The sequence below is a fragment of the Psychrobacter sp. PG1 genome (assembly GCF_014897815.1).
Taxonomy (GTDB): domain Bacteria; phylum Pseudomonadota; class Gammaproteobacteria; order Pseudomonadales; family Moraxellaceae; genus Psychrobacter.
Genome location: NZ_JABUZG010000065.1, coordinates 18,334 through 35,563, shown reverse-complemented (window position 1 = coordinate 35,563; position 17,230 = coordinate 18,334). Strand labels below are relative to the sequence as shown.

The window sequence follows — 17,230 nt, the reverse complement described above, 5'->3', positions numbered from 1 at the left end:
ACTTGGCCTTTGCCATGGGTATTTCCTCTTTTTTTGGGGTCAAATGCTAAGCTCGTATAAATACGATAACAAAGACGATCTTGACCACATTAAGATAATTGTTAAAAGGGTACACATACTAATGTGCAGATATTATAAGAAAATCACCGCCAATAACAAGTCTTTTAACCAATTATTGGCGTATTCTTCTATGACAACATAGAGATAATAGCTACATTGTCATATTTAATAGACGATTACTTACTCGTCATCATCTTTATTGTTGAATTTAGAGATGATGTCAGCAGCAACTGATTTTGGAATCTCAGCGTACTTTTGGAATTCCATTGAATAAGTAGCACGGCCTTGTGACATTGAGCGCATTTGTGTGGCATAACCAAACATTTCTGCTAATGGCACTTCGGCACGGATCTGCTTAGTACCGCCAGGTAGGTCTTCCATACCCTGTACCAAACCACGACGACGGTTAAGATCGCCCATGATATCGCCCATATAATCTTCAGGCGTTTCAACTTCAACTTTCATGATTGGCTCAAGTAGCGCTGGATCTGCTGCCATGAAGCCTTTTCTGAATGCCATAGAACCAGCCATCTTAAATGATAGCTCATCCGAATCGACGTCATGGTAAGAACCGTCATACAAGGTCGCTTTTACGCCAACCACTGGATAACCAGCAAGTACGCCATTTTTCATGCGTTCTCGGATACCTTTATCAACAGCACCATGGAATTCTTTCGGTACAGTACCACCAACAACTTCTTCAGCGAATTCATATTCAGTATCGCCCGCTGGATCAAGTGGCTCAAGACGTAACCAAACGTGACCGAATTTACCACGACCACCAGTCTGACGTACGAATTTGCCTTCTTGCTCAACCGTGTTACGAATCGTTTCACGATAAGCAACCTGCGGCGCACCGATGTTCGCTTCAACGTTAAACTCACGCTTCATACGGTCAACAAGAATCTCTAAATGCAGCTCACCCATACCACTGATGATTGTCTGGCCAGACTCTTCGTCAGTATGTACACGGAACGATGGATCTTCTTTCGCCAAACGACCTAAAGCGATTGACATTCTTTCTTGGTCAGCTTTGGTCTTAGGTTCAACCGCTAGGCTGATAACTGGATCTGGGAATTCCATGCGCTCAAGCGTGATAACATTTTGCTCATCACATAGCGTATCACCAGTCGTTACGTCTTTCATGCCGACCAATGCAGCGATATCACCAGTACGAATTTCTTGCAACTCTTCTTGAGAGTTAGCCATCATCTGTACGATACGACCAACGCGCTCACGCTTCATTTTAACTGGGTTATAAACACTGCTACCTTGCGTTAAAACACCTGAATAAACACGAACGAAGGTTAAGTTACCAACGAATTTGTCATTCATGATTTTAAATGCTAAAGCTGAGAATGGCGCTTCATCTGACGCTTCACGAGTGCCTTCAGTTTCATCTTTGTCATCAAGGATACCTTTAATAGCAGGTACATCCATTGGTGCTGGAAGATACTGAATAACCGCATCCAACATCTTTTGTACACCTTTGTTCTTAAAGGCAGTACCACAAAGTAATGGAATGATTTGGTTATCAATAGTCAATTGACGAATAGCAACGTTGATCTGCTCTACAGACAACTCGCCATTTTCTAGATACTCATTCATCAATTCTTCTGTTGCTTCAGCCGCATTTTCTACAAGAATCTCACGATACTCTTCTGCTTTTTCTTGTAATTCAGCTGGGATTTCGCGCTCTTCAAACTCCATACCTTGAGATGCTTCATCCCAATAAAGAGCTTTCATCGTAACTAGATCAATAACGCCTTCGAAGTCATCTTCTTTACCAATTGGAATAACCAATGGCACAGGATTACCACCTAGACGAGTTTTGATCTGCTCAATGACACGATAGAAATCAGCGCCAACGCGATCCATTTTGTTTACAAATGCAAGACGTGGAACTTTATATTTATTTGCCTGACGCCATACGGTCTCAGACTGTGGCTGAACGCCGCCTACTGCACAATAAACCATGCAAGCGCCATCAAGTACACGCATAGAACGTTCAACTTCGATCGTGAAGTCAACGTGACCTGGGGTGTCAATGATGTTGATACGATGTTCGTCAAACTGTTTTGCCATACCTGACCAAAAACAAGTCGTCGCTGCTGAGGTAATAGTAATACCGCGCTCTTGTTCTTGCTCCATCCAGTCCATAGTGGCTGCGCCATCATGTACTTCACCAAGTTTGTGACTAACACCGGTATAAAATAAAACACGCTCAGTAGTGGTTGTCTTACCAGCATCGATGTGCGCTGAGATACCAATGTTGCGATAGCGTTTTAGGGGAGTTTTACGAGCCATAGTGTTTTCCTAGGAAAAGTCGTGTATATAATAATGTATTGTGTCTCTACCTCATACTCTATGACAAAGCGGTCAGCTTCATATTACTTACTGATTATTGAGCCTAATACGGACAAAAAAAGAGCAAATACTAAGAATAGTGCGGCATCAGATTTGGGATGCTCTCTTGTGACAAGCATACTTAATTAAGAGAGACATCTTGATAGATGTCCGCCATCTCGTTGTTGATAGTCAAAAACTACTTACAACAAGATAAACGATGGCGGCAATCAATAGAATAAATAACAATGTAAGATTAGCTGACTTCAGCCAGCTAATCTAAAGCTACTACTAATAAACAGTAGCTTAGAAGCGGTAATGAGAGAATGCTTTGTTAGCATCTGCCATGCGGTGAACTTCGTCACGCTTTTTCATAGCAGCGCCTTTGCCATCAGCAGCATCATTCAATTCGCCAGCTAAACGCAAAGCCATTGATTTTTCAGAACGCTTAGCAGCAGCTTCAGCTAACCAACGCATAGCCAAGGCAGTACGACGGGAGGGGCGTACTTCCATTGGTACTTGGTAGGTTGCACCACCAACGCGGCGAGCTTTCACTTCTACCATTGGGCGTACATTTTCTAAAACTTCTTCGAAGAAAGATACTGGATCTTCGATTTTACGTTTTTCGCTCACTGTTTCAAGTGCACCGTAAACGATACGCTCAGCAGTAGATTTTTTACCATGACTCATTACATGGTTGATGAATTTTGCAACAGTTTGGCTACCAAACTTAGGATCCGGTAGGATCTCACGGGTAGCAACGACGCGACGTCTTGGCATAATAATAATCCTTTTCTTCAGGAGTGTCTGACATTCACAATCTCGCACCAATTAATATTGGATGGCGTTATATCGAGTTGTCAGTCAGCCTTACTGCACGGCGGTATGTTTTAACAGTGAATTACTAATTTAATAATACTGTCAACACCAGACCCATGCACAGTTAATGTTTGGTATAAAAAAGCTTAGCTAATAACGATTAGTTATTAAACTTTAGGCTTCTTAGCACCATATTTAGAGCGACCTTGCTTACGGTCTTTTACGCCTGCGCAATCCAATGCACCACGAACGGTGTGATAACGTACACCTGGTAGATCTTTTACACGACCACCACGGATAAGAACAACACTGTGCTCTTGTAAGTTATGACCTTCGCCGCCGATGTAGCTTGATACTTCATAGCCTGAAGTCAAACGTACACGACATACTTTACGCATGGCTGAGTTAGGTTTTTTAGGGGTAGTAGTATATACGCGAGTACATACACCACGACGTTGTGGGCACGCTTCCAACGCAGGAACTTTTGACTTTTCCTTGATGGTTTTGCGACCTTTACGAATCAATTGGTTAGTTGTTGCCATGAGGCATCCTTCTCCCGTTTGGTATAAAACAAAAAAATGGGGAAACGCACCATCCATCTGACTTTAACGACAGATTTTGGTACACCCATTTTTAGGACAGTGTATTATAAAGAGTTGTTACTGCTATTTCAACCACTTATGCGTGATTGCACTTTACAACATTTGATAGATATGCATTCACCCTACTACTATAACACTTTATCTATTTTTAGTTAAAAATCAGCTAAAAAGTAGATTGTCATACAGTATATCGAAAGTAGCGTCACGAACGATTTAAATAAGATGTTTGACTATAAATAAATAGCAATTTATAAGTACTAAATGGCGATATTATCTTGTTTTTCAAGAGAAAGAAGACATTATCGCCAAAATTAGTAGTAGATATGCAGCTCATAATCCTTCTATGATATAAGCTGGCTGAAGAAAGAAAACAGGTAAGTCTGATTATTTAGGCGCTCTTATTTGCTTTTCTTGTTAGCCGTCTTGTTTGATTTGCTATCAGAGGATTTATTCTGACTGCCTTGCTTATCATTGTTGTCATTGTGGTCTTTCTGCGTTTCTTTCACGACCTTTTTATCAGCTTCTTGATGGTTATTTTTTTCTTCAGTAGTGTCTTTCTTGCTATCGGTATCCTTGCTTGACTCTTTCTCAGCATCTTGCTGCTTGTCATTGTCAGCTGTTTTGTTTACCTTAGCTTCATTACCGCTATCATCAGTGATTGCACGATTGGCAAGTTTGGCTTCTGGGGCAAAAGTCGCTTGAGCCACGCCAATCACTTCATCAATGAGCTGGCTGTTGTAGCGCATACCAACGATAACAGCGGTAACTGGTAAGAATTTGCGTATCCATGTTAAATTGATTTTATCCAAGTCTATACCGACCTGACTGGCAATACTGTCAACTTGTTCTGCATAAAAGTTGACGTTTTTATCCTTTAGACCTAGGTTTTTTAGCTCATTGTGTAGACCACTGCTTTGGGCATTATCCAATAAACCTTTACCAATGCCAATACCTGCTAGCAATGCTTGTTTTTCTTGCATCTTGCTCAGATCAGCATTTGCTAGCAGCTCATAAGCCATTTTAACGCCTTGCTTACCTGTGAGGGGTTTATTGTAGACAGCACCCAACTGATAGACGGTACGTAATGATACCAATAAAAGCCATAGCGTATCAGCCAGCAAACCAGGAAGCCCAGCCAAACCTGTTAAGCCCCCTATCGTTGCCAATGCACGGTTTTGATTGGCGATATCAGTGGCTAATGCATAACGCTCTTCATCATCCAAGCTTGCGATATTGGCGAAACGATGCTCATTAGGTAAATCAATCTGACTCCAATTAGAGGCAAGGTTTGCCACTTGTGCAAAAGCGCCATCGACCGTCGACTGAAAAAAACTGTTTGGCACTACTTTTTTGGCATATTTACCATAGGTGGCAAAACGTGGCCCTAACAATTGCTGAGTGGCTCTTAACGTTTGCTCACGGAACAAATCCTGCTGATAGTCTTCATCGCCTAAGTTGACTGCTTTGTATTGACGCGGTTTGCCCGTCTTAGCATTCATGCTATCAATCATAGCGCCCACGCGCTCTAGATTATTGCGAGTAAAAGAGCCAACGGTAGTGATACCTTTAGAGAGAGTGCTACGCTTCGCCATCGTGATGTCCTTAATGTGATGAGTAATTTTGTTTTATTGTAAGCGATTTATAATAATAGATGTGCCATTCTAGTCAATCACTATAATCGATGTCAGTGCGAACAATGTTATCGCAATCACAAATTTTGTATCCAAAAGTATCACTTGATGTATGATTGATACCATCAGATAAGCTGTCTTCAACCAAATAGTCTTTTAGATGGCTTTAGATAGCAAGCGCGATTTTGTCGTTATTTTGCACTTGTACAAAGATTTTGGACGCTCGATACGTTATCATGTGCCATAACTCACAGTACACTTGTACTTATATTTATAAGTAATCCGTTACTTATAGATAATCAGTGACCAAGCATATAGTTTTACTATGATCATCACAATGATTGTAAAATGAGGCTTTGACGCTCAATACACCCTAATATTAAATAATAGAAATACATACTTAAAAACGATTATTAAAAGTGATTGTGAAAAATCGTTACTCATAAGGAATAGAATATGCGCCGCGTTGTTATCACTGGAGCAGGGATCGTCTCTTGTATCGGACATGATTTAGCCACGGTTACTGCCGCTCTAAAGCAAGGGCAGTCTGGCATTACATTTAATGAGGCTTATGCTGAGCATGGGTTTAAATCACACGTTAGCGGCAGTATCGACCAGTCGACGCTTGATACCAGTGGTATCGATCGTAAGTTAAAACGCTTCTTTAGTGATGCCAGTCTATACGCTTATGTTAGTGCTTTAAACGCCATTGAGCAGTCTGGTTTGTCGCTTGAAACCATCAATAATAATCCACGCGTGGGCGTGGTCGCAAGCTCTGGCGGCGCGTCGACAGAGAATATTGTCAATGCCATAGATGCCATGCGGGATAAAGGTCTGCGCGGTGTCGGCGCGATGGCTGTGCCAAAAACAATGGGCAGCTCAGTATCAGCGGCGCTTGCTACAGGTCTAAAAATCCAAGGCGTATCATACTCGCTCACCTCTGCTTGTGCCACCTCAACCCATTGTATCGGTCATGCGGCTGAACTTATTCAGTTAGGCAAAGCAGATGTGATACTCGCGGGTGGTAGTGAAGCGGAACATTGGACACAGTCTTGTATGTTTGATGCGATGGGTGCAGTCAGTACGCAGTATAATGAGACACCGCAGCGCGCCTCAAGAGCTTATGATAAAGATCGTGATGGCTTTGTAATTGCTGCTGGTGGTGCGATGGTCGTGGTTGAAAGTCTAGAGCATGCCCAAGCACGTGGTGCCAACATACTGGCTGAAATCGTCGGTTATGGTGCCAGCTCTGATGGTGCTGAAATGGTTGCGCCAAGTGGTGAAGGTGCCGTGCGCTGTATGCAGCAAGCACTGGCCGAAGCTGGTTTGCAAACTGTCGACTATATCAATAGCCACGGTACTAGTACGCCACTTGGTGACATCACTGAGCTTAAAGCCATTGCTAAAGCATTTGGCGATGATATCAGTCAAGTACCTGCGATCAGCTCTACCAAATCTATGACAGGTCACAGCCTTGGTGCCGTTGGTGCGCAAGAGCTGATTTATTGCTTGTTGATGCTAGAAGAAGGCTTCATTGCGCCCAGTATCAATGTTGATAATTTAGACCCTGCGGCTGAAGGCTTTGATATTGTCACCGAAATGCGTGAAGCTAAGCTTGAGACACTAATGAGCAACAGCTTTGGCTTTGGCGGTACTAATGCCACATTAATCATTAAAAAGTTTGACGCCTAACTATGCTCGCAGCACATCCTCTCAAAACTGAGCAAATAATGTCTGATCCATCGCCAGCTAATAAACCTAGCTGGCGTTTTGGTGACCTATCGGCTGCAGAACTTATGCCGCTGCTACAGCAGTATTTAATCGCACAAGATACTAAGGCAAACTGGCAATTGGTTTGGCTCAACAATGATGGCCGACCGGTGATTGGCTTATTGCCAAAAGTAAGCTGGTCTGTTCAAGATTGTGCTGAAAACACGCCTGATTCGAACGAACAAGCAGTTCTTTATCAAGTCACAAAAACCTATCGTGACGCCGTTCACAATGATATCACTCATATGAGTTATAGCGACTGGCAAGATGAATTAATCAGTTATAGTCAAACTTATGAGACTGATAATGAAACCTCAGAATCTGTAAGCGATTTAAATGAAAAACCAAGTTATCATCATGGTCTGATAGGTTTTATTGGTTATGATATTGCGGCTCATGAGCTAAGCCCAGCCGCCAAAATTGAGCGAGCAGCACAGCCTTGTGCCGTATTAGGACATTATGATATTTACCTAGCACCTGATGGAGATCATGGCAACACGGGTTGGGAATTAACGATAAAGGCAACTGCTAACGACTCTGAAAACGACTCTGATAATCAGCAAAAAAATAAAATGATCACGGCACTTGTCTCTTATTTAGATATAGTAGATAAAAATCTGGCTGATAACTGTCTCAATAAAACGCAACTGACAGCATCACCACTGCCTGCTCCTTTAGTATTAAAGTCACGATGGCGCAAACAAGACTATCAAAAAGCATTCAATCAAACCCAAAAATATCTACAGCAAGGCGACTGTTATCAAATCAACCTAACCCAAGAATGGCAAGGTTTTTTTGATCATAACCCTAGCGATAATAGCGCTTTGCCGATGCTGATTGATTATTTACCTGCTTTATATCGTAATACTCAAGCACCTTTTGCCGGATATTTAGCGGTTAATCCCTTTAACCGTGAAATCAAAAATAATACGTCCCAGCATCCGTTTGAATTATTGAGCTGCTCACCTGAGTTGTTTTTTACATTTACCAAGGATATCAATACTGGCAAGCACCATACCATCACTAAGCCCATCAAAGGGACTATGCCGCGCAGCACCAATATTCAACAAGACCATGCTTATAAACAGCAACTGACTGATAGTGAAAAGGATCGTGCCGAAAATGTGATGATTGTCGATTTATTGCGTAATGACTTGGGTAAATATGCCAAGATAGGCAGCGTAAAAGTGCCGCAGTTATTCGCGATTGAGAGTTTTAGTAATGTGCACCATATGGTCAGCACTATTACCGCAGAATTACAGACGGACACTCACCCACTCGCCGTTTTGTTTGGTAGTTTGCCTGCTGGCTCAATTACTGGCACACCAAAAAAGCGAGCGGTTGAAATTATATCTGAGCTAGAAACTGCGCCGCGCGGTGCTTATTGCGGCACATTGGGCTATATGAACTTTGATGGCAGTGGTCAATGGAATGTGCTCATTCGTACGCTGCAAGCTAACACTTCATCACATAATGGGCTGAAAAAAAGACATATCAGCTTATGGGCAGGCGGTGGTATCACTGTCGCCTCTGATTGCGATGCTGAATACCAAGAATGTTTGGATAAAGTCGGTAATCTATTAAGCGTTTTAACTCAAGAAAATATCCATAAATATCCTTAAGGTTGTTCTAAAAGTACAACCAAAGAAGTCCATCAAAAAGCCTGCTCAACACAATGTTGGCAGGCTTTTTGATCAATACAAGCATCGTGATTCAATTATCAAAATTTAAATCGCGAACCAGATATTAATCAGCAATGATTTCAGCCTCTTTTTGCAACGTCTGTAAAGTATCTATCAAGCGGCTGTTTTGCTCTGCTGTACCGGTAGTGATACGCAAATACTCATTGATGCGTGGCTTGTCAAAATGACGGACGATGATGCCTTGCTCACGTAACGCATTCGCTACCGTATTGGCATTACCATCTTTAGGGCGGGCAAAAACAAAGTTGGCATGCGATGGCAACACATCAAAACCTAACGCTGTCAGCTCTGCTGTGAGAGATTGGCGTAAGTCGATGACTTGCTGGCAGGTCTGGGTAAAATACTCAACATCCAATACACTGGCAGTCGCCCCTACTTGCGCCAGCTTATCCAGTGGATAGCTATTAAAGCTGTTTTTCATACGGGTTAAGGCTTCAATCAATGAGACATTACCAAAAGCCATACCGACGCGCAATCCAGCAAGCGAACGTGACTTTGAAAAAGTTTGGGTCACAAGAATGTTGTCAAACTCATTGATTAAGCTCACTGCTGAAATTTCTGCATCTGAGCTATCGTTAACTGCTCGCGCAAAATCAATATAAGCCTCATCAATTACAATCACTGAGTTTGAGTGCTCACTAGCCAGCTTGCGAATATCGGCAAGCGATAATAGCAGTCCAGTTGGGGCATTTGGATTGGCAATGATGATGCCGCTACAAGGCTGGCGATAGGCATCAGGATCAATACTAAAATCTTCTTCCAAGGCGATTTGTACCAGCTCGATACCAAAGGTCTGCGCATAGACTGGATAGAAACTATAGCTGATATCAGGTGCTAAAACAGGTCGCTCTTTTAGGAAAAAGCTGGCAAATACTAGCGCCAACACTTCATCAGAACCATTGCCAACAAACACTTGGTTGATATCAATATCATAGAGTTGTGCCAATGCGGCACGCAAATCATCAGACTCAGGCGCTGGATATAAACGCAGATCATCCGCTTGCTGCTCTAGGACTTTTGCGATTGCCTCGCCTACTTTCGGTGACGGCGGGAATGGGTTTTCATTGGTATTTAATTTGCATAAATTTTCATGCTGAGGCTGCTCACCAGGAACGTAAGGTGACAGATTACGCGCTTTAGATGACCAAAGTCTGGTGTCTATCTTTAACTCACTCATAAGTTATCCTACTATTAGCCACATAAATTATTAAATATAAATCTCAAAAGTACAATTCAAAAGCAATCATCAAGCCACGTTACTGATAACGATAACGGGCTGAGCGCGCATGGGCTTCTAAGTCCTCACGTTGCGCTAAAATATCTGCGGTCTCAGCCAATGGCTTACTACCGGCTTCAGTACAATAAATAATCGAGGATTTCTTCTGGAAATCATAAACACCAAGCGGTGAAGAGAAACGCGCAGTGCCAGAGGTTGGCAACACGTGATTGGGTCCTGCACAGTAGTCACCAATCGCCTCAGGCGTGTGACGTCCCATGAAAATAGCACCTGCATGACGAATATCGTTGAGTAGCGCATCAGGATGATTAACTGACAATTCTAAATGTTCAGGGGCAACCCGATTAATCACCGCCATACCTTCAACGCGGTCTTTGACTAAAATAAGTGCGCCACGATTTTTTAGAGAATCGCGGGCGATATCGGCTTTTGGCAACTCTGCCAGCGCTTTTTCAATTTCAGCGGCGACGTCTGCAAGCTGCTGTTCACTGGTCGTGACAAAGATAGCTTGAGCGATACGATCATGCTCAGCTTGTGACAATAAATCCATCGCCAACCAATCAGCACGGTCTTGCGCCTCGCCCTCTGCATATACCAATACTTCAGAGGGACCAGCGATCATATCAATTCCAACTTGACCAAATACCGCGCGCTTTGCCGCTGCAACATATTTATTACCAGGACCAGTGATTTTATCCACCGCTGGAATCGTTTCGGTACCATATGCTAAGGCAGCAACCGCTTGCGCACCGCCGATGGTAAAGACACGGTCGACTTGTGCCAAATGTGCGGCGGCTAGCACCAATGGATTGAGCACGCCTTTTGGCGCTGGCACCACCATGATGACCTCTTTAACACCCGCCACTTTGGCAGGAATGGCATTCATCAATACAGAAGATGGATAAGAGGCCAAACCACCAGGCACATAAATACCAACGCGATCAAGTGCGGTGACTTTTTGACCCAAGCGATTACCAAGCCCATCTTCATACTGCCAAGTCTCTTGTACTTGGCGCTCATGAAAGGTCTGCACACGCGTTGCTGCGGTGGTCAATGCCAATTTTACTGTATCATCAAGATTCGCAAACGCTTCAGCAAGCGCCTCTTTAGACAGCTCTAGCTCTTGCATCGTCGTCGCCGGATGCTGATCGAATTGCTGGGTTAACGCCAGTACGACGCGATCGCCATCATGCCGAACTTGCGCGATGATATCATCAACGGTCTTAAGTAAATCGGCATCATTGACGGTTTCAAAGGCAAGTAACTCTGTCAACTGACTGTCAAAATCGGCATCTTGGGTACTTAGTTGGCGCATGACTTAATCCTATATCTGAGCATAAAAGACTGCTGAAAATTAGCGATGTAAAAATGAGTGGTATTGAGTATTAATAATAATTGTGATGGCTGATATACCAGTTTCTATATATTTAGTTTGTTCAGATTATACTAACCTCATACTTTCTGGCAAGCAAATACAACAAAACCAGTTTAGCACGCTATATCTATCTTATAGCGCTAAACTGGTTTAAAAATTTGTATGACAATGCTTAAGATTACCAATGATTAGTATCGTTTGATAAGACATTGATTCATTAGGAATTAATTTATGAAGCGCTGGCAATACTATTTTTAAAGCTATCTAAAATCGGCTCAAGTAACGCAAATTTACGCTTGTAGCTCACTTGATTGACGATAAGGCGTGAGGACACATCGCAAATATGATCGCGTGCTTCAAGACCATTTGCGCGCAACGTATTACCTGTATCAACCACATCGACGATCAAATCACCCAACCCGACCAACGGCGCAAGCTCCATAGAGCCATACAGTTTAATCACATCTACTTGCTGACCTTGGCTGGCAAAGTAAGCGCGGGCAACATTGACGTATTTGGTCGCAATACGTAGGCGACGATTGGGTAGCGGCGCATCTTTCACGCCAGCTGTCATCAACTTACACTGAGCAATTTGCAAATCAAGTAATTCATAGACATGGTTGGCACCATGCTCAAGCAACACATCTTTACCCGCCACTCCAAAGTCAGCCGCGCCGTGTTCCACGTAGGTTGGCACATCACTGGCACGCAAAATCAATACACGCACATTGGGGTTTGAGGTTGGAAAAATAAGTTTGCGTGAGGCTTCAGGATCTTCTAATAACTCAACACCAGCTGCGCGTAGCAGTGGCATGGTCTCTTCTAGAATACGACCTTTTGATAAGGCCAGTGTTAAGCCTGAAAACTCATCATTTACTTCATTTAATAAACCATCATTTGGTAGGCTATTGCTTGCTTCAGTCATAATGACATCGTGTCCATATGCAGTTAACACCCCCGCTGAAGGGGGCTTTTAGTGGTAAGTTACTAATAGTGCTAGACTACTAAGCTATTCATATCAACGCCAATCGTATCAATCATTGAGGTCATGGATTTGATAAGTAAATCGATATTAGTCATTAGTATTGATACGTTCGATATTGACCCCAAGCGCACGCAGCTTTTCTTCGACATGCTCATAACCACGATCGATATGATAAATGCGATCGATTAAACTTTCACCTTCAGCAGTTGCCGCTGCCATCACCAATGACATAGACGCACGTAAATCAGTCGCCATTACAGGGGCAGCAGTGAAGTTTTCGACGCCTTTTACTACGGCCGTATGACCATCTACTTGGATAGAAGCGCCTAGACGATTAAGCTCAGGGACATGCATGTAGCGGTTTTCAAAAATGTTTTCGATAAAGGTACTTGTACCATCCGCCAGACACGCAATAGCCATGACCTGCGCTTGCATATCGGTTGGGAAACCTGGATGTGGCTGAGTACGGATATCAACCGCCTTAGGGCGACCTTTCATCTGCGCACGAATCCAACCATCACCAGTGGCAATAATGGCACCCATGTCTTCGAATTTTTCTAACACAGGTGTGAGTAATAGCGCAGAGGTGTTTTTAGTCAACACATCGCCACGCGTCATGAGTGCACCAGCAAGGTATGAGCCTGTTTCGATACGGTCTGGCACCACTGAATACTCACAACCGTGTAAGCGCTCAACGCCTTCGATGGTCATGATCGAAGTGCCGATACCGCTGATTTTAGCACCCATCGCAACCAACATATTGGCCAAATCAACGACTTCTGGCTCAAGGGCACAATTACCTAAGACGGTCGTACCTTTAGCAAGTGCGGCTGCCATAATGACGTTTTCAGTACCGCCCACGGTAATCATATCAAAAGAGTAATTACAGCCAATCAGCTTGCCGCCTTTTGGCGCTCGTGCTTTTACGTAACCATTTTCGACACTAATTTCAGCACCCATCGCCTCAAAGGCTTTTAGGTGTTGGTCCACAGGACGTGAACCAATGGCACAGCCGCCAGGCAATGACACTTCTGCCTCACCAAAACGTGCTAGCAATGGTCCAAGCACTAAAATCGAGGCACGCATGGTCTTTACTAAATCATACGGTGCATAGAAATTATCGATATTCTTGGTATCGCAGGTGACAGTATCGTCCTGCTTTTGGATTTTGATACCCATACCACCGATCAATTCAATCAAGGTCCGCACATCTTGTAACGATGGCACATTGTGCAATGTCGTTGGCGTCTCGGCCAATATCATAGCGGCAAGTAACGGCAAAGCAGCATTTTTGGCGCCTGAGATAGTAACTTCCCCTGCGATACGACTACTACCAGTGATTAAAAATTGATCCATAGAAGTGACAACCTAACGATGAGTATTAAAATAGTAAAAATCAGACCAATCACACCCAGCCAATGTAATAGCCAGTCTAATAAGCCCAATCATATGTATAACGGTCTAGCCTTTGGATTGAACGTCCCATTCAGCAGGCGTCAGCGCTTGAATATTGAGCGCATGAATATCGCCACTGGCGATCTTCTCATTGACTAATGCATAAATCGCCTGCTGACGTTGCACGGCACGCTTACCTTCAAAACTGGCATCAACCACGCGTACATCAAACTTGTTACCTTGATTGGCAGCTTGAATAAAAGCGTCTGGGAAGTGAGTCTGTAAAAATGCAATCAAATCGTCAGCGTTCATGCTCATAGAATATTCTGCCTTAAAGTGTCAGATAGGGTATAGATCTAAAGTGACGACATTATAACAAGAGTTTAAGCATCTTACAGTACTGTCTTACGCAACTGCACCTAACTTCTGATTGCCGTCCATTATTTGAGCATTTTATCCAAGTACGTCAGTACTTGCGCGCGTACATCATTGACCCAACGTAGCGGCGGTGCCATCGCACCAATACTGGTCGCATGACTGGCACCTTTTATTTCACCGTTTTCTACGGTGACGCCAGCCTCTTGCAACGCTTTGGTCATTTTAATCGTATTGGTCGCGTACACTACTTTGTCTTTTTCGGCAGTCAACAATAAATACGGGGGCTGCTCGCCTTTGATTTGACGGTCTGGCATAACGTCGTCTGGCGTAGCATCAGCAGCAAAAGCGGTAGCGCTATCAAATTTACGGAAGTCATAACTATAAGGACCAGCAATACCCACGACCGCGGTAATATCCTTTGGCTTAATACCATAAGGCGCTAAAAAATCTTCATTGGCGACCGCTGCGACCGCGTTAAATGCACCAGCAGAATGTCCAATTACCGCCAAGCGTTTAGGATCAGCATGTAAGCTCGGAGCATTATTGATACTCCAAGCAATCGCTTGCGCCGTATCTTTGACATAATCAGGGTACACATGCTCAGGCGCTTTACGATAATTAATCACGGCGGTGACATAACCTGCTTGCGCCAAACTCTGACCGACAAAGGCATACTGTTCTTTATTACCACTATCCCATGAGCCACCGTGGACAAACACCACCATCGGATAGCTATCATTGATCGCACCATCATTGATAGCGCTTTGAGCTTTCATTGCTTGTGCTAATGGCTTAGGATAATAAATATCCAAATCTTGATCGGTCTCATCACCATAGAGAATGTTTTTGCTGACGCCGACGCCGCCACTAGCAGTAATGCCATTGACGATAGCCAGTGGCGATAGAGCTTGCGCATTCTGGGTGGCTAGCGCAACGCTACCCAGTGCTAAGGCAGCGACGCCTGTGAATTTTAGAATGCCTACTTTGCTAGCAGTATTATTAATCATGCTTTCATTATTTATTTTTTGACGGCTTTTATTATATTCTAAGCGCTTGTTTGCATCCTTCATTGCCAGTATCCCTATTATATTTATACATTGATCAAAATTAACAGCACTGCGACAGCCCTTTTATAAAATAAGCACTAATACTGTCTCGTCTATTCTTCGCTTTTTATATCTTACTGGCTGGCTCAGAAGTTCTCGTGTTTTTCCTGTTAACAGTGTTTAGGTTTCTTGTCATTAAACACGGTTTAAACTGACGGGGCAAATGACTTACCCTACAAGCTATTTAGCCACTGTTTTTTTTGTTTTATTAATAAATAACAGCTGTATTTTAGAACACTTTTTACGGATCTTGATACAGGTCTATATATGGGCTTGATGACGGTTGCTCAACGGTTGTGCCATCTTCGGTCACGACGATAGGAGTCGATGTGCCAACGGACGCTGGCGCTTCAGAATTATTAACGCTAGCAGCAGCTACCCCGTCCACAACGACTGGTGCTGAAGCAGGATTTACCAAGTTATTTTCAGACATAATGTCGTCTTTACTTATCTTTACGCCCCTGTCATCAACCACGGTCGTCAGCAGCACCAACTCAATCACACCAACGGTGCTATTGGCGATATCGATTAGGTGACTCTGCTGAGTCGGTGTCATACGTCCCATGATATAAACCACGCCATCATTGGTCACGGCTTTTATCTGTGAAGCTTTGACGCCATCACTCGCGGCTACTTTTGCCAGCAGCTTTGAGGTGATATAGCCATCATGAACCGTCGAGCTATAGCCTTTAGACGCGCTGACGTTTAGCTCATTATAGACATGACGCACATCTGGCATAGAGCTGACGACTTTTTCGACTTCCACTTTGATGGCCTCAGTGGGTACTTCACCTGTCAATAACACTTCACTATTAAAGCTATCAATACCCATACGGCTGGTTTGTTGCAGGTCTTCTTTTAACCCATAAACATTGATTTTGACGGTATGTTCAATACTGCGATCCAGTAGTCGCTGCGGAATGGTACGCTCTGTCATCGGCACACCATACGTACCTTCTGTACTGTTGGTCAAATAATTGGTGGTACAGCCCGTAGTGACGATGCTGGTCATTAGCATGACGCCTATCGCGGTGCGGCGTGATGAGCCAAAAATAGCAGTGCGCAAATGCATCCGTGTCATGATTTACCTCTTAGAACATGAGTGTGACGATCGTATAAAGTCAATTGATTGAGCCAGTTTTAATCTAATAACATTTGTTTTGACAACTGTTAATTCAGTTAATAATAACTTAGCTACTTTACTTAATTTTTACTATCAGCGGTTAGGTTTTTGGTAACGCTCATTTGATAATAAGTACTTACTACCTTCTAGTTGGATAGCTTTTACATCTTATTATCACGTATCTGCTATAAAAGCACCTTTGAGCCATTGTGGTTGATTTGCTACATTTTGACCACTGGTCTTAATATGATTACCTACCGTATCATAAGCGATGACATCGAACCGGCAGTCATAATCCTCATACTCAGGATGCTGTTGCAAAAAATATTGCGCCGTTTTAATCACTTTACGTTGTTTGCTTGCCGTCACGCTCAGTGCAGCACCACCAAAACCTGAACGCTGCCGTTGACGCACTTCAATGAATATCAGTGTCGACCATGCTGAACCTGTCTCCAGCATAATCAAATCCAGCTCACCCACTTTGGGCTGCTGCCAATTTTGGGCAATCAAAACCAATCCTTGCGATTGTAAAAACTCACACGCCTGCTGCTCGAACAGACTGCCTTGGCGCTGCTTTGGTGAAGTGAGGTTCAAAGGTTTATGACTGGACATAAGGTCGATGGGTCTGGTTAACATTTCAGAATTATCATAGCACATCATGCTAAACTAGCCACTTTCGCGTGCAGATGCTGGCATGGTG

At 43.4% G+C, this 17,230-nt stretch carries 14 protein-coding genes; 2 read left to right on the top strand and 12 right to left on the bottom strand.

What is annotated here, in order from left to right; translation table 11 throughout:
• Positions 1-240: 240 nt before the first annotated feature.
• The 4 genes from fusA to INT03_RS10710 all read right to left on the bottom strand — a co-directional run bounded on the left by fusA (position 241) and on the right by INT03_RS10710 (position 5,419).
• Positions 241-2,367: an elongation factor G gene (gene fusA, locus INT03_RS10725; RefSeq protein WP_055125899.1), complete on the bottom strand. Its 2,127-nt coding sequence runs from the start codon at positions 2,365-2,367 to the stop codon at positions 241-243.
• A gap of 345 nt (positions 2,368-2,712) precedes the next feature.
• Positions 2,713-3,186: a 30S ribosomal protein S7 gene (rpsG, locus tag INT03_RS10720; RefSeq protein WP_021814163.1), complete on the bottom strand. Its 474-nt coding sequence runs from the start codon at positions 3,184-3,186 to the stop codon at positions 2,713-2,715.
• A 206-nt stretch (positions 3,187-3,392) separates the two neighbouring features.
• Positions 3,393-3,767 carry a 30S ribosomal protein S12 gene (gene rpsL, locus INT03_RS10715; RefSeq protein ID WP_011281154.1) on the bottom strand — a complete coding sequence of 125 codons (375 nt, stop codon included), beginning with the start codon at positions 3,765-3,767 and terminating at the stop codon, positions 3,393-3,395.
• 458 nt (positions 3,768-4,225) lie between these two features.
• Entirely contained in the window at positions 4,226-5,419 is a 1,194-nt protein-coding gene (locus tag INT03_RS10710; RefSeq protein ID WP_193008935.1) for an EcsC family protein, read from the bottom strand.
• Between the two features lie 495 nt (positions 5,420-5,914).
• Here INT03_RS10710 and INT03_RS10705 point away from each other — a divergent pair, with 495 nt between their 5' ends.
• Together INT03_RS10705 and INT03_RS10700 are read left to right on the top strand one after the other, a co-directional pair.
• On the top strand, positions 5,915-7,150 hold the full coding sequence (locus INT03_RS10705; protein WP_060491876.1) for a beta-ketoacyl-ACP synthase II: 1,236 nt from the start codon (positions 5,915-5,917) through the stop codon (positions 7,148-7,150).
• 38 nt (positions 7,151-7,188) lie between these two features.
• Entirely contained in the window at positions 7,189-8,850 is a 1,662-nt protein-coding gene (locus tag INT03_RS10700; protein ID WP_226951682.1) for an anthranilate synthase component I family protein, read from the top strand.
• A 124-nt stretch (positions 8,851-8,974) separates the two neighbouring features.
• Here the strand turns inward: INT03_RS10700 and hisC are convergent, their stop codons facing one another.
• The 8 genes from hisC to INT03_RS10660 form a co-directional block, all read right to left on the bottom strand.
• Positions 8,975-10,108, bottom strand: a complete 1,134-nt coding sequence (gene hisC, locus INT03_RS10695) for a histidinol-phosphate transaminase (RefSeq protein ID WP_193008933.1) — start codon at positions 10,106-10,108, stop codon at positions 8,975-8,977.
• Positions 10,109-10,187: 79 nt separating this feature from the next.
• Positions 10,188-11,483: a histidinol dehydrogenase gene (hisD, locus tag INT03_RS10690; protein WP_193008932.1), complete on the bottom strand. Its 1,296-nt coding sequence runs from the start codon at positions 11,481-11,483 to the stop codon at positions 10,188-10,190.
• Between the two features lie 289 nt (positions 11,484-11,772).
• On the bottom strand, positions 11,773-12,468 hold the full coding sequence (gene hisG / locus INT03_RS10685) for an ATP phosphoribosyltransferase (RefSeq protein ID WP_045447985.1): 696 nt from the start codon (positions 12,466-12,468) through the stop codon (positions 11,773-11,775).
• Positions 12,469-12,615: 147 nt separating this feature from the next.
• Positions 12,616-13,884 (bottom strand): UDP-N-acetylglucosamine 1-carboxyvinyltransferase, encoded by a 1,269-nt coding sequence (murA, locus tag INT03_RS10680; protein WP_193008931.1) that lies wholly within the window; start codon positions 13,882-13,884, stop codon positions 12,616-12,618.
• Positions 13,885-13,989: 105 nt separating this feature from the next.
• Positions 13,990-14,241, bottom strand: coding sequence for a BolA family protein (locus INT03_RS10675; protein WP_275949301.1), 252 nt, complete (start codon positions 14,239-14,241; stop codon positions 13,990-13,992).
• 122 nt (positions 14,242-14,363) lie between these two features.
• Positions 14,364-15,371: an alpha/beta hydrolase gene (locus INT03_RS10670; protein WP_226951681.1), complete on the bottom strand. Its 1,008-nt coding sequence runs from the start codon at positions 15,369-15,371 to the stop codon at positions 14,364-14,366.
• Positions 15,372-15,648: 277 nt separating this feature from the next.
• Positions 15,649-16,488, bottom strand: coding sequence for a BON domain-containing protein (locus INT03_RS10665; protein ID WP_193008930.1), 840 nt, complete (start codon positions 16,486-16,488; stop codon positions 15,649-15,651).
• A gap of 216 nt (positions 16,489-16,704) precedes the next feature.
• Positions 16,705-17,190, bottom strand: a complete 486-nt coding sequence (locus INT03_RS10660; RefSeq protein ID WP_193008929.1) for a YraN family protein — start codon at positions 17,188-17,190, stop codon at positions 16,705-16,707.
• Positions 17,191-17,230 lie beyond the last annotated feature (40 nt).